We start from the raw sequence: 20,434 nt of genomic DNA on the forward strand, positions 1-20,434 counted from the left end.
TTAATCCAGAAAGCTGAACATGTCGTCGACGTCGCCGTACTCGTCTTCCTCGACCTTGTTCTTCTCCTTGGCCTGCATCACCAGCTCGGCGGCAAACTTGTTGATGATGCCGTCCCAGCTGGAGTGCTCGTTGCGCAGCAGCGCCTTGATGGCTTTCTCCACCTCGGGGGCCAGCTCGCGAATGAGCATCAAGAGGCTGCGCGGGTCATCCAGCGCGTAGTCGTGGACATCCTCGCTCTGCTGGCGCTCGCTGTAGCGCAGGGACTCTTCGAGATCTTCCTCTTCGGCGTGCAGCACGTCGCGATAGCCTTCGTCCTCTTCATAGCGATCGCCGCGATAGAACTCGATAAAGGGGATGGCGAGGTAGAAGAGACCGGCCGGATCTTCGGCCACGCACTCGAGGATCTCGCGCTGCTTGGCTTCGCTATCCTGGGTGCGGATCAGGTAGTTAAGGAAGTCGAAGGTGTGCTGCTGCAGCTCGTCGGCGTTGTTCTTGATCGCCTCTTCCCAGTAGAGCGGCTGCTGGCAGACGATGTCGCGGATCCGCTCCGGGGTCATCAGCTCGGAGATGATGGAGGGGAAGGAGATATCGTGCTGGCCGTTGATCTGGGTCAGGGTAACGATATCAATGTTTTCAATCACTTCTGCCAGCTGGTCGTCAGACATGGTCTTGGCGATCAGCTCGAACTTCTCGCTGGCCTGCTTCGGCTCGATGACGGCCAGCTCTTTGATCTCGATGGCGGTAATTTCTATCAGACTGTTGCTCATGCCTTGCCCCAATTAGAAACGGACTTCGTCGTACATATCCTGATCGCCGTCGTCATCACCATAGCGGTCACTGCCGCCATGGTAGTCGGCGTCGGCATCTTCCCCGTCTTCCTCTTCTTCGTCGCGCAGCTCGTAGTCGTCATCGCCGCGGTGGCTGCCGCGCGGCAGCGGGTTGTCGAGCAGGAACAGCACGGCGCAGGCTTCCATCAGCTGATCTTCGCTCTGGGCCCGCACCGCCTTGACCAGCGGCAGGGCGGCGTTGTTGAAGCCGACGCTTACCTTGAACTCGTCCCAGCTCGGCTGCTCGCCGCTGGTGAGCCACTTGTTCCACTGCCCCTTGGCCTTGGGGGGGAACTGCACCCGGCCATAGAGGGCGAGCGGCAGATATTCGGGCATGAACTCCAGCATGCTCATGTCGGCCAGCAGCAGGGCCTTCATCTGGTCGGTGAACTGCTCGAGCCCCTTGGGGTCGTCCTGATCCCGGTAGGATTCGATATTCTCGCTGGCATCGCTTTGCAGGGCCTTGAGCCGTGCCTGGTCCCATTTTTTTTGCATAGTCGCTCTTCTTGCCTGGTGGCTCAGGGGTAGAACTGGTCCCACATTTCCTGCATGGCAGCAGCGGGATCGGTCACGATGACGTTGTTGAAATCCTTGATGAAGGCGGCCCGCTGTTTCGGATCGGACAGCACTTCATAAGCCTGCTTTACCTGGTGCAGCTTGAGGGCTGCCTGCTCTTTCTCTTCTTCGCTCGCCCCGTGCAGTTTGTCGGGGTGGTACTGGTTCGACAGCCGACGATAGGCTTTTTTGATGTCGTTTTCACTGGCGTTGGACTTGACGCCCAACACCCGGAAGTAGTTGTTCATGACGGATCCTGCCTCACTGGCATCGTGGAATTGACCCTGCGCTGGCCTGGCGGCGGGGATCTTGGCAAACCAGGCTCGGCAAAAACCCGACATTTTAACGCAAACAGGCCGCCATCGCCATGAATAGGAAGAAAAGTAACCAGTGGGAGGCGCGGTAGGTACACCTTGCGATCTGCCTCCCGGTAGGGGGTGGCACCGGGGCTACACTACAGGAGGCGCCGGGCGTTGCCCTGGCGATCTTCAGCAGGCCTCGGCCGGGCCGAGACCCTTACTAAGGAATGGACAGCCATGCTCAAATTTTATCTTCTGCCAATGGTACTGCTGGGCGGCCTTGCCATCGCCGCCGATGAGAGCATCGACGAGCCCTTGATGTTCATCAAGGGGGACATCACCAAGGCCCAGTTCATGGAAAGAGCCGAGCAGCGTTTCGCCCGGCAGGACACCGACAAGGATGGCACCCTGTCGGTGGCCGAGAGAGAGGCCGCCATGGCCAAGATGCACGAGGCGATGCAGCAGTCCGGCCAGGCCATGCCGGGCAAGATGGGAAACATGGGCAACATGAGGCCGATGCAGGACACGACCAAGGCGCAGTTCATGGCGCGCCATGAGGCCCTCTTCACCCGGATGGACAAGAACGGGGACGGGGTACTCGACGAGGCCGAGCGGGCCAGCGCCAGGGGGCGGCTCGGTCAGGGCGCCATGGCGCCCACGAAATAGGCTTGTCAGCTTTCAGATGAAAAAGAGCCCGGTCGTGATACCGGGCTCTTTGCATACATTGCTGGGCTGACTGGATTACCAGCCGGCCCACAGCAGGCGGGCCTTGAGCCCGAGCCACGAGCTCCAGCCGGTGGTGCTGCTCACCAGCGTCCCATCCTTGATGACGAGGAAGGTGGGGGTGACCCCCACCTGCCAGCGGGCGGCCAGATCTCCCCGCTCATCGTTGTGGGTGGGAAAGGCGAGCCCCTTCTTCGCCATCCCGGCGCGCAACTGCTCATCGCTGCCGGAGCGCAGCGCCACCGTCAGCACGTTCTCTCCCTCCTGCCACAGGCTCTCCACGGTCGGCGTGGTGAAGCGGCACACCCCGCACCAGCTGGCCCAGTAGTAGACCAGCAGCGGCTTGCCGCGGCTCTGCTCGGCCAGACTGGTGATGGTGCCATCCTGCAGGGTGAAGGGGGCCTCCATGGCCCCCGCCGGCAGGGTTGGGCTGCGCCACAGATCCAGCAGGGTGGAGATGACCAGCGCCATCAGCAGCAGCCAGAGCGCCTCCTTGCCCCAACGGCGCCAGCGGGGGGCCTTTACGACTGCATCCTCCGCCATGGCTTAGCTCCGCTTGGCCAGCTCGGCCTTCACCAGCTGCTCCAGCTCGTCATAGGGGAGGGCGCCCGGCACCAGCTGGTTGCCGATGAGCGTCGCCGGGGTGCCCTGCACGCCAAGGAGCGTGCCGATGCGCAGGCTGTTGCGCAGCTCCTCGGTGGCCTTGGCATCGGGCTTGAGGGCCGTGTTACCGGTGGCCGCCAGCGCCTTGTTGATGTCCGCCTCGGTCAGCATCCCCTGCTTGCTCATCAGCTTGTCGTGCAGGGCGAGGAAGCGGGCCGGATCCTGTTGCCATAGGGTGAGGCTGTACTGGGCCGCCTTGGCCGAGCTCTGCCCCTTGAACGGCAGCAGCTTGACCACCAGCCCCAGATCGTCCGGATAGGCCTCGAGCAGCTTGGTCAGGCGGGGATCGAACTGCTTGCAGTAGGGGCAGTTGTAGTCGGTGAACAGCACCAGGGTCAGCTTGGGATTCTTGGCGCCCAGGCGCGGGCTGGTGGCACTGTTGAACAGCACATCCTGATTGCCCTTGATGAAGTTGCCGAGCTGGGCCTCCTGGGCCGCGGCGTTCTGCTTCTCCCAGGATTCGGCCGCCTCGTCGAGGATCTTGGGGTTGGCGACCAGGGTCTCGCGAATGAGCTCCTTGATGCGCGCCTCCTGCTCCGGGGTGAAGGGCGCCGCCTGCAGCAAGGGGGCGCAGAGGGTGCTGGCAAGCAGGGCGGTGCAGAGGGTCAGGGTGCGCAGTTTCAGAGTACGCAGGGTCATGGGATTCTCCTTAAAAATGGGGGGCATCGGCCTGGACGAGGCCGGCCTGATGCAACACGTCGAGCAAGTCGGCCTTGTCCAGCAGGGGTGAGAGGATCTCTCCCTCTGGCAGGCCGGGCCCGTAGATCTGGTTGAAGGGCACGGCGGCCGCGCCGCGCTGGCGCAGGAAGGCAGAGATGGCATCGCTCGGCCGGCTCCAGTCGCCACGCAGGGCCACCACGTCCGGAGCCGTCAGGGCGCTCTGCACCTCGTCACGCAGCAGCACGTTGTACTTGTTGGCCTTGCAGGTGACGCACCAGTCGGCGGTGACGTCGACGAAGACCCGCTTGCGCTGGGCCAGCGCATCGACGATGGCCTGCTCGGAGAGCGGTTGCCAGGCGATGCGATCGACCCTGCCCGACCCCTGCGCCGTGAGGGCGCCCCCCAACAGCAGGGCGCCGCCGATGAGGGCCGAGAGGGAGAGGGCCAGCGTGAAACCGCGCATGCCATAACGCCAGATGATGCCAATCAGCAGCACCAGCAGCATGGCGGCCATCAGCCAGCCGGTGGCCGTGCTGCCCAGATGGTTGCCGAGCAGGCTCGCCAGCCAGAGGCTGGAGCCCAGCATCATCAGCCCGAGCAGGATGCGCAGCCGCCCCATCCAGCGGCCCGGTTTGGGCAGCCAGAGGGCGAGGCGCGGCAGGGCCGCCACCAGCAGCCAGGGCAGGCTCATGCCAAGGCCGAGCGCCGTGAAGATGAGCCAGAGCTGGGCGAGGGGTGCCGCCAGCGCAAAGGCTACCGCGGTGCCGAGGAAGGGGGCCGAGCAGGGGGTGGCCAGCAGGGTGGCGAAGCTCCCTTGCAGGAAGTGGCCACCGAGCCCCTTGCCGCCGCTGGTGGCGAGGCGAGTGCTGAGATTGCTGGGCAGGCGGATTTCGAACAGCCCCAGCAGGTTGGCGCAAAACAGCAGGGTCACCGCCACCATGAAGCCGATGAAACCGGCGCTCTGGAACTGGATCCCCCAGCCGACGGCGCCCTGAGTCGCGCGCAGCAGGCTGTTCATGGCCGCCAGCACCCAGAAGGAGGCAATGATCCCGGCACTGGCGGCGAGGAACTGCTTGCGCACCTGTCGCTGTTCGCGCGCCTGCTGTTGCAGCACGGTGCCCAGTTTCAGGGCCAGCACCGGCAGCACGCAGGGCATCAGGTTGAGGATGAGGCCGCCGAGCAGCGCCGCCCCCAGCAGCCATATGAGAGGCTGGCCTGGGGCCGGCAGGGCGAGAGGCCCGGCGATGGTGGCGCTGGTCTGCCAGGCCTCATCACCGCTGCCGAGCAACAGGCCGAGGGATTGGCCACGCAAGTCAGGGGCATCCCCCTGCCAGCCGTCGCTGACCGGCACCCGGGCGATCAGGGTGTTGCCGCTCACCTCGAGCGCGGGCTTGCCGAACTCGGCCCCCTCCAGCGCATCGATGAAGAGCGCTGGCACCTGCCAGCCCTCTGCCCGCTCGGCGCGCAGCTGCAGCTGGTTGTGCTGGTAGCCGAGCTCGACCCGGGTATCGGTGGGCAGCGTTTGCGGCAAGGTACTCATGGCCTGGGCCCAGGCGAAGTCGAAACCGGCCGGCGCCTGCCCATCCGCCGCCAGGGTGAAGGGGTAGTCGGTCAGGATGCAGACGTTGCTGCAGGTGGAGAGGCGCAAGGTGCCCTTGAGTGGCTGCCCGGCGGGGGAGTCCAGGCTCAGGGGGAAGCGCACCTGTTGCTGATAGCCCTGGGTGCTGAGCCCGGCCACCTCGAAGGGGCGCGGCGTGGGCCAGTGCCACTGGAAGTTGCCGACCGGCTGCTCCCACAGGATCTGGGGCGCTATGCCCCCTTCACCCGGGCTGCGCCAGTAGGTTTTCCAGCCGGACTCGAGGGCCACCTCGAGCAGGATGCGGGTCTGGTCAGGGACGCTGCGGTCGGCTTGCAGCCTGACCTTGGCGTGATCGTTCTGGGGGCTGGTGAGCCAGCCCGTATCGCTGGCCAATCCAGTGGATTGCCACAGCAGGCAGCCCAGCAGCAGGCTCGCCTTGAAGAGAGTTGACATAGATGTTGTCTCGCAAAAAATGAATGACAGCAGGCTGAAAAAGCGCGGCTGAACTCATTCCCGCCAGACACAGAGGGTGAGGTGAAGTCGTCGTTCGGGAGGCGAAACGGCCCGTGGCGGCGGCAGTGGCGGCGTGTAGCGCCAGAGCGGGGCCAGCAGGGCGATGAGCAGGGCCACCGCAAAGAACAGCTGCTCGAGGCAGAGCAGGGTGGTGGCACTCAGCCACTTGCCGTTGAGCTGGCAGCTGTTGGGCTGCACACTGGTGGGCTTGGCCTTGTCGGCCTGGTCGTCGGCCGCGGCAAACTGGGGCAGGGCCTGACAGCTGATGGCGTGATCGAGCCGGGCCAGCCGGGCCAGCGGCTGGGCAGCGCAATTGAGCACCAGCAGGCAGACCAGCAGCAGGAGTCGTTTCGCCACGCGTTGTTGGTGAATCATGCTCGCCCCGTTCATCAAGATGGCCACATCCTAACGGCCAATGCCGGGTGGAGCAAGCCGCTGTCCGTTTTATGGCTCAGGGGAGAGTGGAGAAGGGTGGTCGGTTCTGTCTGGCGAACGCTTGTTCGCTAAAAGGGGGACCAGTATACTGCGCCGAGTCAAAATCCGAGGTGTTCGATGCTCAAAATTGCCCGTGTGCTGCTGCTTGGTCTGCTGCTCATTTTCTGGTTCCTGTTCGGTCTGCTGCTGTGCCTGGTGCGTCCGCGCCATCCCAACAACGTCTATGTCTTTGCCCGCATGTATCACGCCGTCTGTCCGCTCATCGGCCTCAAGGTCCGGGTGACGGTGGCCGACGAGGTCAAATCGGTGGGACCGGCCGTCTACGTCTGCAACCACCAGAGCAACTACGACATCTTCACCGTGACCGGCGCGGTGCAGCCCGGCGTGGTGGCGGTGGGCAAGAAGAGCCTGCTGTGGCTGCCCTTCTTCGGCCTCATCTTCTGGCTCTCCGGCAACGTGCTGATCGACCGCTCCAACCGCTCCCGTGCCATCGGCACCATAGGCCAGGTGGTGGATCGCATCAAGAATCGCGGCACCTCCATCTGGATGTTCCCGGAGGGGACCCGCTCCAAGGGGCGCGGACTGCTGCCGTTCAAGGCGGGAGCCTTCCATACCGCGGTACAGGCCGAGGTGCCGGTGGTGCCCATCGTCTGCTCCAGCTACTTCGGCCAGATCGATCTCAACCGCTGGGACAACGGCGAGGTGCTGCTGGAAGTGATGGCCCCTGTCTGCAGCAAGGAGCACGGCGCCGCCGGCATCCGCGAGCTGTCCGAAATTTGCCGCAGCCGGATGGAGGCCAAGCTGGTCGAACTGGACAGCAAGCTCGGCCATACCCGCGCCGCCTGAGTACGCCGCTGATTGCATGAGGGAGCCGTTGGCTCCCTTTTTTATTGGTGAAAATCACCACTAGATCGGTATTTTTCGCCACTAAGACGGTGTTGAAAATACCTGATAAAACCTCATCTATATGTAAGTAAAGGAAAAATCATTTTGGCACGGCTCTTGTAATGTTATGGGAAGAGATAGCCATCCCATCAACAAGGAGCCAGACCATGAGCGTATTTAGCCGCCTGACCGACGTGATCAATGCCAACCTGCACAGCCTGCTCGACAAGAGCGAAGAGCCGGAGAAGATGCTGCGGCTGATGATTGAAGAGATGGAACAGGTCCAGGTCGAGATGAGAACCCAGGCCGCCCGCGTCATCGCCGAACAGAAGCAGCTGGAGCGCCATCAGCAGGCGTTGCAACACCAGATCCTGGAGTGGTCGGCCAAGGCCGAGCTCGCCATCCAGAAGGGGCGCGAGGATCTGGCCCGGGCCGCGCTGACCGAGAAGCTGGCCGAGGTCAAAAAGTGTGAGCAGCTGGAGCAGGACAAGGCGCGGGTCGCCGAGGTGCTGGCCCAGCTCACCGCTGACAGCGAGCGGCTGGCTGCCAAGCTGACCGAGGCGCGTGAGAAGCAGAAGCTGCTGACCCTGCGTGAGCAGACCGCCCACAGCCGGCTGCGGGCCCGTGCCCAGGTGGACAACCAGCGCATGCACGAGCTGATGGCCCGTTTTGACGGCTTTCAGGGTCGGGTCGATCAGCTGGAAGCTCAGCTGGAGGCGGCAACCCTGGGGCAGAACCCCTCGCTGGAGGCCCAGTTCCGCGAGCTGGAGCTGAACGACGAGATTGAACGGGAACTGGCCCGCCTCAAGGGTCAAAAGGTGGAGGCATAACCATGACGCCCTGGCCGAAGGATCTTGCCCATCGCAAGCTGACCGGAGTCTGCGCCGGCATCGCCAATGGGCTGGGGCTCTCCAGGGTGACGGTGCGGGTCGCGGCCCTGATGGCGCTGATCCTGATGCCGCCCCTGGCCCTGGCCATCTATCTGCTGGCGGTACTGATCATGCCGCCCCGTCGTGAATTGAAGCGTTGGCTGGATTGACCCCGGGTCATCTGGCCGCATCAACCCAGTGAGGAGCACAACATGCTGGAATTTATCGTCTTGATGCTGGTCTTGGTCGGCATGGCGCTGGCCGGATTCACCGTGCTGGCCATGTTGCTGGTGAGCGGCGTCTTCGTGCTGTTTGGCGCGTTGGCCGGCATGTTTGCCCTCATCATCAAGCTGGCGCCCTGGTTGCTGGTGCTGCTGGTGGTGTGCTGGTTCATCAGCAGTCGGCGCAAGCAGGCCAATACCTACCGTTGACACTCCCTGTTATCGGATCCTTCCTTGGTCGCTGCGTGCAGCGGCCTTTTTTGTGTCTGCTGTTCAGCCGCCAGCACAAGCTGGTTAATCAACCTGCTGTTGACCCTCCCTTTTATCGGATCCTTCCCTGGTCGCTGCATGCAGCGGCCTTTTTTGTGGCCGGGCGGCGGCCAGCCATGATTCGCTGCAGGCAAGCCAGCGCTCCGGCTGGCTGATCAGCTGCTCCTTGAAGGCCTTGCTCTGCTGCTTGAGTCGGTATTCGAGGCGCAGCGCCATGCCTTTCTCACCGACGGCCTGCTGCCACGCCAGGGTCAGTGGCCCCTTGCCGCGCAGGGCGCGGGCTCCCTTGCCACTCTGGTGCTGGCGCAGGCGGCGAGCCGGATCTGTGCTGATCCCGGTATAGAGCAGGCCGCTGGCGGTGCGCACCATGTAGATAAACCAGTGGCGGGTGGGCGGGCTGGCAGCCGGTTCGGCGCCGCTAGGGGGTTTTCTCATTCGATCTCTCTGTGCCACACTCAAGAGCAGCCCAAGGAGGTGCGATGCGAGCATGGTGGTGGTTGTGGTGTCTGCTGTCGATATCGGCTCATGGCGAGACGCTGCGTCTCTACGACTATCATCAGCACCCCCCCTTCATGACCGGGGAGCAGAGCGGTCTGAGCCGGGATCTGGTCAAGTATCTCAATGAAAAGCTTGGCGGAGAACCCAAGCTGGAACTTTGGCTGGTGAATCGGGCCAGACTGGCGCTGGAGATGTCGGATCCTAGCTTTGATGGTCTGGTGGCCTGGGTCAATCCCGCCTGGGTGGGGGATCCCCAGCGCGAGCGCTACCTCTGGACCTTTCCCATCATGCGCGATACCAACGAGCTCATCTCGAGTGCCGACAGACCGGTCACCTATCGTGGGCCTGACTCGCTCAAGGGGATGACCTTCGGCGGTATCGAGGGGTACCACTATCAGGGGATCGACGAGGCGTCGGCCAGAGGCGATCTGGTGCGGGTGGATGCCAAGAAGGTCAAGACCAACTTCAGCCTGCTGGTGCGCGGCCGCATCGACGTGACGCTGGTGCCGGGCTCGGCGCTCACCTTCTTTACTCACGACCCCGCCTTCGAGGGCAAGCTGTTCGTCTCGCCCTTCGCCCAGTCCAGCTATACCCGTCACATACTGTTGCCCAAATCCCGCAGCGATCTGCATGACAGGCTGAACGACATCGCCGAGCAGATGGACCGGGATCCCAAGTGGCACGCCATCCTGGAGTCCTACCGCGGCAGACCCTGAGCGTCGGCGTTGCGGCGCAGATGGCGCCCGAGCCTGTGCAGCGGCAGCAGGCTCACCAGCAGGCCGGCCCAGACGAAGGCAAACCCCACCGATTTCACCGGATCCGGCGTCTCGCCAAACCAGAAGATGGCGAGCAGGAAGGCGAGGCTGGGCTCGATATATTGCAGCAGACCCACCGTGCTCATGCGGGTGCGCATCATGCCATAGCAGAACAGCCCCACCGGCAGCAGGGTGGCGGGGGCACTGCCCATCAGCAGCAGTCGCTCGGTCCAGTCACCGGCCATAAATTGGCTGGCGCCGCTCACCGCCAGAGCGCCGATGATCAGCAGGGCGACGGGCAGCTGCACCAGCGCCTCGAGGTAGAGGCTGACGCCGGCGTCATAGTGCACCTTCTTCTTGAGCAGGCCATAGAGGGCGAAGTTGGCCCCCATGACCAGGGAGAACCAGGGCAGCTGGCCGTAAGAAAAGAGCATGTAGGCCAGCCCCGCCAGGGCTAGCGCCACCGCCAGGTGTTTTTGCGGGGTGAGCTTCTCTTTGAGGAACAACACGGCGAAGACGATGTTGAACAGTGGCGTCATGAAGAAGGCGAGGCTGGTGGCCAGCACCTGACCGGTGGTGAGGCACCAGGTGAACATACACCAGCTGATGGACATGACGGGGCCGGCCAGCAGGATGAGGCCGAGCTGGCGCGGTTCGCTGCGCAGCCGCGCCCAGGGCACCCGGTAGCCGACGAGGAGGAACAGGACCCCCAGCAGCACCGCCGACCAGAGTACCCGGTGGGAGAGCAGCTCCCACATGTTGACCGCAGGCATGAACTGGTAATAGAGGGGCAGCATGCCCCACAGCACGAATGAGAGGGCCGCGCTGCCGGTGCCCATCCAGTTCTTCATCTCGCTCCGTTTATTAAATTAAACAAATGTGGCTGCATAATAAGTATCTGCTGAATCTTTCACAAGCAGGATCCGGCGGAAAACTCTGCTACTATCGGGCCCATGAACCGACTCGACAGTTTGTTTGCACAGATCCGTGCCTGCCGCCTGTGCGAGGCACACTTGCCGCTCGGGCCCAGACCGGTGATCCGTGGCAGTGAGCACGCCCGCCTGCTGATCATCGGCCAGGCGCCCGGCACCCGGGTGCATGCCAGCGGCATCCCCTGGGACGATCCCTCCGGCGATCGCCTGCGCCAGTGGCTCGGAGTGGACAAGACCACCTTCTACGATGAATCCCGCATCGCCATCATGCCGATGGGGCTCTGTTACCCCGGCAAGGGCAAGTCGGGGGATCTGCCGCCGCGCCCCGAATGTGCCCCCACCTGGCACGACAAGGTATTGATGCTGCTGCCCAACATCGAGCTGACCCTGCTCATCGGCCAGTATGCGCAAGGCCACTACCTGCGGGATGCGGCGAAGGGGTCGCTGACCGAGACGGTGCGCAGCTGGGCGAACTACGGTCCGGCCTGGTTGCCACTGCCACACCCGTCCCCGCGCAACACCTTCTGGCTCCAGAAGAACCCCTGGTTCGAGCAGGATGTGATCCCCCATCTGCAACAAAGGGTCGCCCCGCTGCTGGGGTGACCCTGGTTGGCTAGAGCGCCGGTTCGGCCTGTGGTTTGGGCTTGCTGCGGGCCATGGCGATGAGCGGAAGTATGATGCACAGGCACCCCAGCAGCAGCGGCAGGCCCGGCTGCTCGTCAAACAGCCATACCCCGATGGCGACCGCCATCAGCAGGCCGGTGTACTCAGCTGAGGCGATCTTGCTCGCCTCCGCCTTGCGGTAGGCCACCACGCACAACCCTGCATAGACCATGATCAGCGCCGAAGAGCCAAAGGCGGGCCACCACATCTGCCACTGCCAGTCGCCCCCTTCCCACCAGGCCAGCGCCAGGATGAAGGGCATGCTCAGCACGTTGGTAAAGAACAGGGTCTGGGCGATGGGCTGCTGGAGCGGGATCCGCTTGATCAGCAGATTGTTGAGCGCCATGGAGAGCGCCACCCCGAGAGCGGCCAGCGCCGCCCAGTTCACCTCGGTGGGGCGCAGCACGATCAGCACCCCGACAAAGCCGATGAAGGCGGTCAGCACCTTCTGGCGCGAGATCGCTTCCCCTGCCAGCCACACCGCCAGCGGCACCATCATCAGAGGCGCCGCATAGAAGAGGGCGTTGGCGGTGGCCAGCGGCAGCCGGGTGAGGGCGATCACCATCAGGCAGACGCCGATGGCCCAGATATGGGCGCGCAGCAGGTGCCACTTGAGCGCCACCGGCGGGTTGCGACGCCATGACCAGAGCAGCCAGGGGGTCAGCAGGATGGCGGCGGAGAGCTGGCGGAAGAAGACAAACTGAAATACCGGCTGATCCGGTTCCAGCACCTTGACCAGCGCGTCGGAAAAGACCGCCACCATATTGCCCAGCACCAGATAAAGAATGCCGATCCCCACTGCGTTCATGCTACCTCCTGCGTCAGATGAGGGAAGGGTAGCCCGCGCTTCGTTATCCAGTAAAATGATAAAAAATCACCATGCATGAGAATTTTGGATAATGAAGCTGCCTCCCCTGCGCGCCGTTCAATACTTCGAAGTGGTTGCCCGCCTGCTCAGTTTTTCTCGCGCGGCCCTTGAGCTGAACGTCAGCCAGAGCGCGGTCAGCCATCAGATCCGCCTGCTGGAGGATTTTCTGGGGGAACGGCTGCTGCTGCGTCAGGGTCGGCTGCTGTCGCTGACGGCGCAGGGCGAGGTCTATTTCGAGGGGATCTCCGCCGGGCTCGGCCAGATTGCCCAGAGCAGCGAGCAACTGCGCGGCGGTGGCGAGATGCGGCTGCGGCTCGCGGTCTACAGCTCGTTTGCGGTGAAGTGGCTGATCCCGCGCCTGGCTGGGCTGCGCCAGCTCTACCCCGAGCTGGATCTCAGCCTGGAGATGGTGGCGGAGGATCCTGAACTCTCCGATCGGGTGGCGGACTGCTTCATCACCGTCTCGCCCCACGGTCGGGGCTATTGTCATGATCTCATCTACCGGGAGCGGCTTTTCCCGGTCTGCAGTCGCCGCTTGCTGCAGCAGGTGGAGGGGGAGTGGCCGGACGCCATCTGGCAACTGCCACTGCTGTCGGTGCAGTCCATCTACAAGGCGCGGGGAGAGGATTGGCAGCGTTGGGCCAAGGCCGGGGGACTGGTGATCCCGGCGGAGGCGCGGATGCACCACTTCAGCCATGTGTTGCTGGCGATGGAGGCCGCAGCCTGGGATCAGGGGGTGGCATTCGTGAACGACTACATGCTGCGACCGGATGATCCCCAGCTGGTGGCCTTGCCGGTACACCAGCTGGAGACGGGGGATGCTTTCTACTTCACCTGCAAGCGCTCGCGGGCCCATGAGCCCGCCATCAGCCGGCTGCGCCAATGGCTGATGATGGAGACACGCCAGAGCATGCCCCTCTAGGCTCAGGCTTTCTTGAACTGGCTCAATACGAACAGGCTGGTGGCGCAGACCACCACCGACGGGCTGGGATGTGGAGTGACCTGATTACAAGGATCAGGCCACTTTAGGCTTAGGCTTTCTTGAACTGGCTTAATACGAACAGGCTGGTGGCGCAGACCACGACAGACGGGCCTGCCGGCGTGTCCTGATACCAGGAGAGCAACAGCCCGCCGAGTACGGCAAGGCAGCCGATGAGCGCGGCGAAGCCGGCCATCTGCTCCGGTGTCCGGCTGAAGCGGCGGGCGGTTGCCGCAGGGATGATCAATAAGGAGGTGATGATCAGCGCCCCGACGAACTTCATCGCCACCGCGATCACCAATCCGATCAGCAGCATCAGCACGCAGCGCAGCACATCGACCCTCACCCCTTCCACCCGGGCCAGCTCTTCCGAGATGGTCATGGAGAGCAGGGGATCCCACAGCCGCCACAGGGTGAGCAGCACCAGGGCGCCGCCGCCGTAGATCCAGAGCAAGTCCATCGGCTGCACCGAGAGCAGGTCGCCGAACAGGTAGGCCATCAGATCCACCCGCACGTTGTCCATGAAGCTCAGGGTGACCAGACCGAGCGACAGGGCGCTGTGGGCCAGGATGCCGAGCAGGGTATCGGTGGCCACCTGCTGGTTGCGGCTCATGATCACCAGCAGCATGGCCATGGCGAGGCAGCAGACCACCACCGCCAGGGTCAGATCCACCTGCAGCAGGATGCCGAGCGCGATGCCGAACAGGCAGGCGTGGGAGAGGGTGTCGCCAAAATAGGCCATCTTGCGCCACACCACGAAACTGCCGAGGGGGCCGGCCAGCAGGGCGATGCCAAGGCCGGCCGCGAGGGCGTATAACAGAAAGCTGTCCACTTGATGATCCTGTCGGGTACGTTATTGATTGCGGGAGGGCAGGCGAATGACGGGGGCCTGCGGTTCATGATGATGGTGTTCGCCATCGCAGTGGTGATGGTGGGTGTAGACCGCCAGCACCTCCTGCTCCGGTCGGCCGAACAGGCGGGCAAACTCGGGGTGGCGCGCCACGCTCTCCGGTTCGCCGTGACAGCAGACGTGGCGATTGAGACAGATCACCTCGTGGGTGCTGGCCATCACCAGATGCAGATCGTGGGAGACCATCAGCACGGCGCAGTTGAACTCGGCGGCCAGCTGGCTGATGAGGGCGTAGAGCTCGATCTGGCCGTTGATGTCCACCCCTTGCACCGGTTCGTCCAGCACCAGCAGCTCGGGCTTGACCAGCAGGGCGCGGGCCAGCAGCACCCGCTGCATTTCGCCGCCGGAGAGCTTCTGCATCCGGTTGTCCAACAGATCTTCCGCGCCGACCCGGCTTAGTGCCTCCTCGATGGATAGGCGGCCATTCTTGCCAAGCTGCAGGAAGCGGCGCACCGTCAGCGGCAGGGTGGGATCCAGATAGAGGCGCTGGGGCACATAGCCGACCCGCAGGTCGCGGCTGCGGGTGATTTGGCCTGAATCTGGCGTGAGCAGACCCAGCACCAGCTTGCTCAGGGTGCTCTTGCCCGCCCCGTTGGGGCCGACCAGGGTAGTGATTTTGCCTTTGTTCAGGGTAAAGGAGACCTTGTCGAGCACGAGTCGTCCATCAAATGAAAGACAGACCTCTTTCAGCTCCACCAGTTGGGTCATGACAGCTCCGGGGTTTACAGCCTGTGAGAGTTATAATATAACAATAACGTTGGTTTGTTATATTATCACACACACACTTCCTGACGAGATCTCTATGCGAATTCTTGCCCTGATCACTGCCCTGCTGGCGGTGAGTCTGCCTGTCCGCGCCCTCGAGGTGCTGACCACCATCAAGCCGCTGGGTTTCATCGCCGCTGCCATCACCGACGGCGTGAGCGAGCCCAAGGTGTTGCTGCCGACTGGCGCTTCGCCCCACGATTTCTCCCTGCGCCCCTCCGATATTCGCAGCATCAACGAGGCCGATCTGGTGGTGTGGGTCGGCCCCGAGCTGGAAGGTTTCATGGCCAAGCCGCTGGCCAAACATCCCCATGTGCTGACCCTGACCCGGGTGGAAGGGATGCCGCTGTTTGACTACAGCAAGCAGGCCGGTCATGAAGAGCACGCCGACGAGGCGCATGAAGGCCATGACCACGACGGTCATGAGGGGCACCACCACGAGGGCGTCGACCCCCACATCTGGCTGGGGCCGACCCAGGCGCTGGTCATCGCCAAAGCCCTGAGCGAGACGCTGAGCGCCCAGGATCCGGCCAATGCCGAGCGTTATCGCGCCAACCTGCTGGCGTTCAAGGCCAAGGTGGAGGCCAAGGACAAGGTGATTGCCGAGCAGATGAAGGCGGTGAATCAGAAGGGCTACTTCGTGTTTCATGAAGCCTATGGCTACTGGGAGCGCCACTATGGCATGAGCTCTAAGGGCCACTTCACCGTGAGCCCAGAGCGACGCCCTGGTGCCAAGACTCTGGTGGAGATCCGCAAGGCGCTGGAAGAGAAGAAAGCGAGCTGCATCTATGCCGAGCCGCAGTTCTCGCCGGCGGTGATCGAGTCGGTCGCCCGCAATACTGGCGCCAAGGTGCTGCTGCTGGATGAAGTGGGTGAACAGGTGCCGCTCGGCCCGGATGGCTATCCCCGCTTCATGCAGCAGCTGGCCGACGCCTTCGCCGAGTGCCGTTGACCGCGTCGAAGCGCCCGCGTGCCCGCCACTGGGGCAGCCAGGGGCAACTATACTGACCTCCAGCATCTGACAGGGAGTGTCTGGTATGAAATGGCTGCTCGTTCCCACCTACACGTTGGCGCTCTGCTGTGCCAGCGTGCAGGCTTCCCGCCTCTCCGAATACATGGTCAGCCCTGCACTGCAGGCAAAATTGCAGGAGGTCTATGGCGGTCGGGCCCTCCAGCGGGCGGAGGCCTTCTCACGTCTGCTGACGCCAAGGGCCGGCACCACGGATCAGCAGAAGATCGAGCTGGTGAACAACTATTTCAACAACCTGACCTACAGCGATGATCCCAGGTTGTGGGGAGAAGCGGATTACTGGGCCAACCCGCTGGAGTTTATCGGTGCCCGTGGCGGTGACTGCGAGGATTACAGCATCTCCAAGTACTACACATTGATGGAGCTTGGGGTGGACGAGAAGAAGCTGCGGCTGGCTTACGTCAAGGCAGTCAAGTACAATCAGTTCCATATGGTGACGCTCTACTTCGCGACCCCCAAGTCGGATCCGCTGGTGCTCGACAACATCAACAACCGGATCCTGCCCGGCAGCAAGCGGACCGATCTTATCCCCGTCTACAGTTTTGATGCCAAGAGCATCTGGATCATGAAGTCACGCCGGGAAGGGACCCTGGCGGGCAGTGCCGACAGGCTGGCGCAGTGGACTTCGATGAAGACCCGCTTCTCCAGCGAGCAGTTGCGCTCCCCCCGCCGTCAGCTATAGCTTGCCCGCCGCTTTCAACTCCTCGAAATATTTTGCCGCTCCCGGATGCTGTTCGATGCTCAGCACCGGGCCGGTTTTATTGCGCGCCTGGTGAAACAGGTTGGCGTAACCGTAGGTTTGCTCATTGAACTTGGTTTGCTGGGCCAGCATGGCCCGGGTCAGGCGGTAAACGTCGGCCTGTGGCGTGCTGGCGGTGGTTACCAGGGTGGCGGCGATGGCAAAGGTCGGCGTCGCCTTGAGGTTGCCCGGATAGATACGCGCAGGGATCTGGCTGCGTTGGTAATACATGACCCCCTTGAGCAGCTGATCCCGGGTTGCCCCCTCGATCGGCAGGAAACGCACGGGGCAGCGTTTGGCGGTATCCAGCACGATGCGGTTGGGGTGACCCATCACCAGGCCATAGGCGTCGATCTGTTTGCTGCACAGGGACTCGGCCAGATTGGCCACGCTCTTGAGATCGAGATCCTGCTCCTTGGCGCCCAGCACGTTGAACAGGGCGAGCGCCGTCTGGCGGGTACCAGAACTCTTGAGCCCCATGTCGATGGGGGCCAGCTTGAGTTGCTCCAGGCTGGTGATGTCGCCGTCGGCCCTCACCACTATGGTAAAGGGCTCGGCGTGAGTGGCGAAGATGGCCCTGAGCTCTGGCTGCGGCTGACTGGCATACGGACCCAGGCCCTTACTGGCCTGATAGAGCCAGTCCGACTGCACCAGCGCATAGCTTGTCTCGCCGCTTTTCAGTTGGCGCAGATTTTCGATGGAGCCCGAGGTCGCCTGCGGCTTGCACTGCAGTCCGGCATCGCTCTTGTTGGCGAGCCGGCAGAACTCTTTGGCGATCTGGTGATAGATCCCCTGTTCACCGCCGGTGGCTATGGTGGTGGGGTTGGCCAGCAGCGGCAGTGGCCACAGCAGGGCGAGCAACAATCCGGTCCTGTTCATCATGCCTCCTTGCCGGCGTAGCCATCGATGCCCCAGTTGCGCAGGGTGTCGATATCCTGCATGTCGCCGGCCTCCGCCAGCAGGGTGTAGCCCGCACTGTGCAGGCACTGGGCCACCAGGTTCCAATAGAGCGGAGCCTGGGTCGGCTGGCAGCTGATGAAAACGGGATTGATGGGGTCGAGCTGATTGAAGGTCTCGTTGGTCATCGGGATGGCGCTGAAGGCCATCTCCACCCCTTGTTCCTGCAAGGCGGCCAGCCGCTCCTGGGCAAGGGGTGGCACATGTTCCTGATCCCAGCGCCAGTCGAGGGTCTTGCCTCTGCCCTTGGCCAGCAGAGGTGCAAATTGAGCCCAGTCGGGGTGGCCGAGCAGGCTGAGCGGCAGCTGCAATCCCTCGACTGCATGGTGCAGCCAGAGATCGAGCAGATGCCGGATCTCGTCCGGTGAACTGTTCAGTGACGGGGTGACTTCCGGAATGAGGCGGCTGTAGAGACGAATGCTGCCCTGGGTCGAGAAGAAGTGTTGCTGCAACAGCCCCTCTCCTGCGCAGGTCAGGGTCTGCAGCGGCTCATTGACCATGGGGATCTGTTTGCCGAGCTGGCTTATCTTGAGCCGCTGCTGCAGCAGATCCCGCTTGCGTTCGGACACCAGCTGGTTGACCGAGCCGGCCAGCTCTTTGAGATCCTGCAGCCAGGGAGCGTCCAGGGTGCCACTGAACTGGCGCTTGCGGATCTTCACCAATTGCAGATTGATCTGCTCGAGCGGGCGCAGCAGCCGTTTGCAGACCCAGGAGATCACCAGGGTGAACACCAGCAGACCTGCCAGCAGGGCCGTGCCGGTACGGCTGATCGCATTCCACAGATGCTGGTAGGCATAGCCCGTGTGCCCTTCCAGGGTGAGGGTGCCCAGCATGCGCCAGCCATCGGTCAGCTCCTGCTCAATTTTTACTGGCGGCATGTCGATAACAGAGGGGAGCCAGGTCGGCACGTTCTGTTGCTCGGTGTGGAAGACCTTCTGAAACAGCACCTGACCATCCGGATCCAGCAGGGTGACCGCGCTGACGAAGCCGCCATCGAACATGGCGTTGACTATGGTCTCGGCCAGTACCTTGTCATCGTTGAGAAGGGTACCTTGCAGCACCAGCCCGAGGGCGGTGATGGCGGTTTCCAGATTGGCAGACATCTGATCGAGGATGGATTGCCGTACCGTGGTGACTTCCAGCATGAACAGCAGGACGGCGCCAATCAGGAACAAAATCAGGATGATTCGATTTAACAGTTTCGCTAACGACATATCCACTCCATGGAAAAGTTATCGCAACATGTTGAAACCTGGGGTCGGAGGTGAGCTGACCCGGCTCTTAAAAATAGGAAAAAATGGTTAAAAAAGACGATCATTTCTGCCCATGAAGGAATGTTATGCATAAAATGTGAGGTTCATGCAGATTGCTATGAACTAATTGTGAGTATTTAGGTCAAACAATCAGTTTTATACGGTTTCATAACAAATAGACTGACCACTAACACCCTTGGATCTAATGACAGGATAGCGGATGAAACGTCTCCGTCCCTTGGTAGCGCAGGCCGCCAATTGGGAACCCCCGGTTCCCCGCAAACACTTTTACGCCATGCTACTGCTGACGGCCATGACGCTGTCGGCGGTAGCCATATTGCCAGCCCCGGGTGACATCCTGGAGCGGCCGCTGCGACTGGAGTTGCCGATCGCCACCAATGGTACCGCAACCAACGAAGACAATACGGACTTCAACGACATCCCGGATCACGAGCTGGTAGAAGCCGCGACACCGGAAGATGACATCCCGGCCGACGCCACCCCCCAGTGGCAGGATTACCGGGTTCGCAATGGCGAGAATCTGACCACCATCTTCAACAACCTGGGTCTCTCCACCACCACCCTCTACAAGGTGCTGGATGCCGACACCAAGAACAATCTTGCACGGCTCAAGCCGGGCCAGACCATCGAGCTGCTGATCGATCAGGACAACATACTGCAGCAGATGAAGATCCGTCTGAACATCAAGCAGACCCTGGTGCTGGAGCGTACCGACGACACCTACAGCGCCAACATGCTCAATGAAGAGGTGGAGTGGCAGAAGAAGAGCTATGACGGCGTCATCAATGGCAGCTTCTACGTGAGTGCCCGCAATGCGGGGATCCCGGCCAACCATATCCAGAAGATTGCCAACCTGTTCCAGTGGCGGCTCAACTTCGCCAAGGATCTGAAAAAGGGTGACAAGTTCAAGGTGCTGGTGCGCCAGGAGACGGTCGAAGGCAAGAGCACAGGCAACACCCAGCTGCTCGGGGTGGAAGTGTTCAGTCAGGGTCAGAACGTCTCCGCCTGGCTGTCCGCAGATGGCAACTACTACGATGGGCAGGGCAACAGTCTGGAGCGCGGTTTCCGCCGTTACCCGACCCACAGCCGCTACCGGGTCAGCTCCAGCTTCAACCCGAATCGCCGTCACCCGATCACCGGCCAGGTGCGGCCTCACGAGGGCACCGACTTTGCTCTGCCGGTTGGCACCCCCGTGATGGCGACCGGTGACGGTGTGGTACTGAAGGCGACCAGCCACCCGCTGGCCGGCACCTATGTGGTGATCAAGCACGGTCGTACCCTGATGACCCGTTACCTGCACCTGAGCAAGCTGCTGGTCAAGCCGGGCCAGAAGGTGAAAATGGGCGACAAGATTGCCCTTTCCGGCAACACGGGTCGCTCCACCGGTGCTCACCTGCACTACGAAGTGCGGATCAACAACCGCCCGGTCGATGCCATGAAGGTCAAGCTGCCGATGGCGGAACCGCTCTCCGGCAAGGAGAAGCGCCAGTTCCTCGCCAAGGTGAAGAGCTATCGCAAGGAGATGGAGGCCGGTTGATGCCTCTCTCGCCGAAATAAAAAGGCC

Annotated in this window: 25 protein-coding genes; 11 read left to right on the forward strand and 14 right to left on the reverse strand. The window is 62.5% G+C overall.

The features are described from left to right. Genes I6L38_RS22290 through I6L38_RS22300 form a run of 3 tightly spaced genes read right to left on the reverse strand, consistent with a single transcriptional unit; the run spans position 1 to position 1,631 of the window. On the reverse strand, positions 1 to 768 hold the full coding sequence (locus tag I6L38_RS22290) for a hypothetical protein (RefSeq protein WP_005343119.1): 768 nt from the start codon (positions 766 to 768) through the stop codon (positions 1 to 3). Between the two features lie 12 nt (positions 769 to 780). Further along, entirely contained in the window at positions 781 to 1,323 is a 543-nt protein-coding gene (locus I6L38_RS22295) for a hypothetical protein (RefSeq protein WP_216988963.1), read from the reverse strand. A 23-nt stretch (positions 1,324 to 1,346) separates the two neighbouring features. Then, positions 1,347 to 1,631, reverse strand: a complete 285-nt coding sequence (locus I6L38_RS22300) for a DnaJ domain-containing protein (RefSeq protein WP_005305278.1) — start codon at positions 1,629 to 1,631, stop codon at positions 1,347 to 1,349. Between the two features lie 288 nt (positions 1,632 to 1,919). Here I6L38_RS22300 and I6L38_RS22305 point away from each other — a divergent pair, with 288 nt between their 5' ends. Further along, positions 1,920 to 2,348 (forward strand): hypothetical protein, encoded by a 429-nt coding sequence (locus I6L38_RS22305; RefSeq protein ID WP_017765349.1) that lies wholly within the window; start codon positions 1,920 to 1,922, stop codon positions 2,346 to 2,348. A 75-nt stretch (positions 2,349 to 2,423) separates the two neighbouring features. Here I6L38_RS22305 and I6L38_RS22310 read toward each other — a convergent pair whose 3' ends face one another. From I6L38_RS22310 to I6L38_RS22325, 4 genes are read right to left on the reverse strand one after another with little or no spacing between them, the layout of a single operon-like run. Beyond that, on the reverse strand, positions 2,424 to 2,948 hold the full coding sequence (locus I6L38_RS22310; RefSeq protein ID WP_216988964.1) for a thioredoxin domain-containing protein: 525 nt from the start codon (positions 2,946 to 2,948) through the stop codon (positions 2,424 to 2,426). 3 nt (positions 2,949 to 2,951) lie between these two features. Continuing rightward, a complete protein-coding gene (locus I6L38_RS22315; protein ID WP_216988965.1) occupies positions 2,952 to 3,707 on the reverse strand; it encodes a DsbA family protein in 756 nt (251 codons plus the stop codon). Positions 3,708 to 3,717: 10 nt separating this feature from the next. Then, complete coding sequence (locus tag I6L38_RS22320) at positions 3,718 to 5,760, reverse strand: protein-disulfide reductase DsbD (protein ID WP_216988966.1); 2,043 nt, start codon at positions 5,758 to 5,760, stop codon at positions 3,718 to 3,720. Between the two features lie 54 nt (positions 5,761 to 5,814). Next, complete coding sequence (locus I6L38_RS22325) at positions 5,815 to 6,195, reverse strand: hypothetical protein (protein WP_216988967.1); 381 nt, start codon at positions 6,193 to 6,195, stop codon at positions 5,815 to 5,817. 177 nt (positions 6,196 to 6,372) lie between these two features. On the opposite strand from I6L38_RS22325, the gene I6L38_RS22330 reads away from it, so the two are divergent. The 4 genes from I6L38_RS22330 (at position 6,373) to pspG (ending at position 8,440) form a co-directional block, all read left to right on the forward strand. Then, a complete protein-coding gene (locus I6L38_RS22330) occupies positions 6,373 to 7,101 on the forward strand; it encodes a 1-acylglycerol-3-phosphate O-acyltransferase (protein WP_195879351.1) in 729 nt (242 codons plus the stop codon). A gap of 206 nt (positions 7,102 to 7,307) precedes the next feature. Continuing rightward, positions 7,308 to 7,970: a phage shock protein PspA gene (gene pspA / locus I6L38_RS22335; protein ID WP_017782532.1), complete on the forward strand. Its 663-nt coding sequence runs from the start codon at positions 7,308 to 7,310 to the stop codon at positions 7,968 to 7,970. Positions 7,971 to 7,972: 2 nt separating this feature from the next. Continuing rightward, complete coding sequence (locus tag I6L38_RS22340; RefSeq protein ID WP_005305247.1) at positions 7,973 to 8,179, forward strand: PspC domain-containing protein; 207 nt, start codon at positions 7,973 to 7,975, stop codon at positions 8,177 to 8,179. A 42-nt stretch (positions 8,180 to 8,221) separates the two neighbouring features. After that, on the forward strand, positions 8,222 to 8,440 hold the full coding sequence (gene pspG, locus I6L38_RS22345) for an envelope stress response protein PspG (protein ID WP_010636066.1): 219 nt from the start codon (positions 8,222 to 8,224) through the stop codon (positions 8,438 to 8,440). Between the two features lie 84 nt (positions 8,441 to 8,524). On the opposite strand, the gene I6L38_RS22350 is transcribed toward pspG, so the two are convergent. Then, positions 8,525 to 8,935 (reverse strand): GIY-YIG nuclease family protein, encoded by a 411-nt coding sequence (locus I6L38_RS22350; protein WP_216988968.1) that lies wholly within the window; start codon positions 8,933 to 8,935, stop codon positions 8,525 to 8,527. A gap of 44 nt (positions 8,936 to 8,979) precedes the next feature. Between I6L38_RS22350 and I6L38_RS22355 the strand changes: the two genes are divergently transcribed. Further along, entirely contained in the window at positions 8,980 to 9,714 is a 735-nt protein-coding gene (locus I6L38_RS22355; RefSeq protein WP_216988969.1) for an ABC transporter substrate-binding protein, read from the forward strand. On the opposite strand, the gene rarD is transcribed toward I6L38_RS22355, so the two are convergent. After that, positions 9,696 to 10,604 carry an EamA family transporter RarD gene (rarD, locus tag I6L38_RS22360; protein WP_216988970.1) on the reverse strand — a complete coding sequence of 303 codons (909 nt, stop codon included), beginning with the start codon at positions 10,602 to 10,604 and terminating at the stop codon, positions 9,696 to 9,698. The two genes, I6L38_RS22355 and rarD, sit on opposite strands and share 19 nt — an antisense overlap. 102 nt (positions 10,605 to 10,706) lie before the next feature. Between rarD and I6L38_RS22365 the strand changes: the two genes are divergently transcribed. Next, a complete protein-coding gene (locus I6L38_RS22365) occupies positions 10,707 to 11,288 on the forward strand; it encodes a uracil-DNA glycosylase family protein (protein ID WP_216988971.1) in 582 nt (193 codons plus the stop codon). Between the two features lie 10 nt (positions 11,289 to 11,298). On the opposite strand, the gene I6L38_RS22370 is transcribed toward I6L38_RS22365, so the two are convergent. Then, entirely contained in the window at positions 11,299 to 12,156 is an 858-nt protein-coding gene (locus I6L38_RS22370; protein ID WP_005305226.1) for a DMT family transporter, read from the reverse strand. 91 nt (positions 12,157 to 12,247) lie between these two features. On the opposite strand from I6L38_RS22370, the gene I6L38_RS22375 reads away from it, so the two are divergent. Then, positions 12,248 to 13,138 carry a LysR substrate-binding domain-containing protein gene (locus I6L38_RS22375; RefSeq protein WP_017778342.1) on the forward strand — a complete coding sequence of 297 codons (891 nt, stop codon included), beginning with the start codon at positions 12,248 to 12,250 and terminating at the stop codon, positions 13,136 to 13,138. Between the two features lie 109 nt (positions 13,139 to 13,247). On the opposite strand, the gene znuB is transcribed toward I6L38_RS22375, so the two are convergent. Both znuB and znuC read right to left on the reverse strand, forming a co-directional pair. Continuing rightward, positions 13,248 to 14,027, reverse strand: coding sequence for a zinc ABC transporter permease subunit ZnuB (znuB, locus tag I6L38_RS22380; RefSeq protein WP_017765340.1), 780 nt, complete (start codon positions 14,025 to 14,027; stop codon positions 13,248 to 13,250). 21 nt (positions 14,028 to 14,048) lie between these two features. Then, positions 14,049 to 14,813 (reverse strand): zinc ABC transporter ATP-binding protein ZnuC, encoded by a 765-nt coding sequence (gene znuC, locus I6L38_RS22385; protein ID WP_010636073.1) that lies wholly within the window; start codon positions 14,811 to 14,813, stop codon positions 14,049 to 14,051. A gap of 94 nt (positions 14,814 to 14,907) precedes the next feature. Between znuC and znuA the strand changes: the two genes are divergently transcribed. Both znuA and I6L38_RS22395 read left to right on the forward strand, forming a co-directional pair. Then, positions 14,908 to 15,822 (forward strand): zinc ABC transporter substrate-binding protein ZnuA, encoded by a 915-nt coding sequence (gene znuA, locus I6L38_RS22390; RefSeq protein ID WP_043171299.1) that lies wholly within the window; start codon positions 14,908 to 14,910, stop codon positions 15,820 to 15,822. Positions 15,823 to 15,907: 85 nt separating this feature from the next. Continuing rightward, positions 15,908 to 16,582 (forward strand): transglutaminase-like cysteine peptidase, encoded by a 675-nt coding sequence (locus tag I6L38_RS22395; protein ID WP_216988972.1) that lies wholly within the window; start codon positions 15,908 to 15,910, stop codon positions 16,580 to 16,582. On the opposite strand, the gene I6L38_RS22400 is transcribed toward I6L38_RS22395, so the two are convergent. Next, positions 16,577 to 17,518 carry a TAXI family TRAP transporter solute-binding subunit gene (locus I6L38_RS22400; protein ID WP_216988973.1) on the reverse strand — a complete coding sequence of 314 codons (942 nt, stop codon included), beginning with the start codon at positions 17,516 to 17,518 and terminating at the stop codon, positions 16,577 to 16,579. The two genes, I6L38_RS22395 and I6L38_RS22400, sit on opposite strands and share 6 nt — an antisense overlap. Beyond that, positions 17,518 to 18,810, reverse strand: coding sequence for a LapD/MoxY N-terminal periplasmic domain-containing protein (locus tag I6L38_RS22405; protein WP_216988974.1), 1,293 nt, complete (start codon positions 18,808 to 18,810; stop codon positions 17,518 to 17,520). Before I6L38_RS22405 ends, I6L38_RS22400 begins: the two co-directional genes overlap by 1 nt. A gap of 259 nt (positions 18,811 to 19,069) precedes the next feature. On the opposite strand from I6L38_RS22405, the gene mepM reads away from it, so the two are divergent. Beyond that, the gene (mepM, locus tag I6L38_RS22410) at positions 19,070 to 20,407 is read left to right on the forward strand and encodes a murein DD-endopeptidase MepM (RefSeq protein WP_216988975.1); all 1,338 of its coding nucleotides are present in this window, start codon (positions 19,070 to 19,072) and stop codon (positions 20,405 to 20,407) included. Positions 20,408 to 20,434: the final 27 nt, after the last annotated feature.

Origin of the sequence: Aeromonas sp. FDAARGOS 1408, from assembly GCF_019048665.1 — a bacterium.
GTDB lineage: Bacteria > Pseudomonadota > Gammaproteobacteria > Enterobacterales > Aeromonadaceae > Aeromonas > Aeromonas dhakensis.

Coding starts and splice junctions, on each gene's coding strand:
- I6L38_RS22290 (WP_005343119.1), bottom strand. CDS start 768: ATGAGCAACAGTCTGATAGAAATTACCGCCATCGAGATCAAAGAGCTG.
- I6L38_RS22295 (WP_216988963.1), bottom strand. CDS start 1,323: ATGCAAAAAAAATGGGACCAGGCACGGCTCAAGGCCCTGCAAAGCGAT.
- I6L38_RS22300 (WP_005305278.1), bottom strand. CDS start 1,631: ATGAACAACTACTTCCGGGTGTTGGGCGTCAAGTCCAACGCCAGTGAA.
- I6L38_RS22305 (WP_017765349.1), top strand. CDS start 1,920: ATGCTCAAATTTTATCTTCTGCCAATGGTACTGCTGGGCGGCCTTGCC.
- I6L38_RS22310 (WP_216988964.1), bottom strand. CDS start 2,948: ATGGCGGAGGATGCAGTCGTAAAGGCCCCCCGCTGGCGCCGTTGGGGC.
- I6L38_RS22315 (WP_216988965.1), bottom strand. CDS start 3,707: ATGACCCTGCGTACTCTGAAACTGCGCACCCTGACCCTCTGCACCGCC.
- I6L38_RS22320 (WP_216988966.1), bottom strand. CDS start 5,760: ATGTCAACTCTCTTCAAGGCGAGCCTGCTGCTGGGCTGCCTGCTGTGG.
- I6L38_RS22325 (WP_216988967.1), bottom strand. CDS start 6,195: ATGATTCACCAACAACGCGTGGCGAAACGACTCCTGCTGCTGGTCTGC.
- I6L38_RS22330 (WP_195879351.1), top strand. CDS start 6,373: ATGCTCAAAATTGCCCGTGTGCTGCTGCTTGGTCTGCTGCTCATTTTC.
- pspA (WP_017782532.1), top strand. CDS start 7,308: ATGAGCGTATTTAGCCGCCTGACCGACGTGATCAATGCCAACCTGCAC.
- I6L38_RS22340 (WP_005305247.1), top strand. CDS start 7,973: ATGACGCCCTGGCCGAAGGATCTTGCCCATCGCAAGCTGACCGGAGTC.
- pspG (WP_010636066.1), top strand. CDS start 8,222: ATGCTGGAATTTATCGTCTTGATGCTGGTCTTGGTCGGCATGGCGCTG.
- I6L38_RS22350 (WP_216988968.1), bottom strand. CDS start 8,935: ATGAGAAAACCCCCTAGCGGCGCCGAACCGGCTGCCAGCCCGCCCACC.
- I6L38_RS22355 (WP_216988969.1), top strand. CDS start 8,980: ATGCGAGCATGGTGGTGGTTGTGGTGTCTGCTGTCGATATCGGCTCAT.
- rarD (WP_216988970.1), bottom strand. CDS start 10,604: ATGAAGAACTGGATGGGCACCGGCAGCGCGGCCCTCTCATTCGTGCTG.
- I6L38_RS22365 (WP_216988971.1), top strand. CDS start 10,707: ATGAACCGACTCGACAGTTTGTTTGCACAGATCCGTGCCTGCCGCCTG.
- I6L38_RS22370 (WP_005305226.1), bottom strand. CDS start 12,156: ATGAACGCAGTGGGGATCGGCATTCTTTATCTGGTGCTGGGCAATATG.
- I6L38_RS22375 (WP_017778342.1), top strand. CDS start 12,248: ATGAAGCTGCCTCCCCTGCGCGCCGTTCAATACTTCGAAGTGGTTGCC.
- znuC (WP_010636073.1), bottom strand. CDS start 14,813: ATGACCCAACTGGTGGAGCTGAAAGAGGTCTGTCTTTCATTTGATGGA.
- znuA (WP_043171299.1), top strand. CDS start 14,908: ATGCGAATTCTTGCCCTGATCACTGCCCTGCTGGCGGTGAGTCTGCCT.
- I6L38_RS22395 (WP_216988972.1), top strand. CDS start 15,908: ATGAAATGGCTGCTCGTTCCCACCTACACGTTGGCGCTCTGCTGTGCC.
- I6L38_RS22400 (WP_216988973.1), bottom strand. CDS start 17,518: ATGAACAGGACCGGATTGTTGCTCGCCCTGCTGTGGCCACTGCCGCTG.
- I6L38_RS22405 (WP_216988974.1), bottom strand. CDS start 18,810: ATGTCGTTAGCGAAACTGTTAAATCGAATCATCCTGATTTTGTTCCTG.
- mepM (WP_216988975.1), top strand. CDS start 19,070: ATGAAACGTCTCCGTCCCTTGGTAGCGCAGGCCGCCAATTGGGAACCC.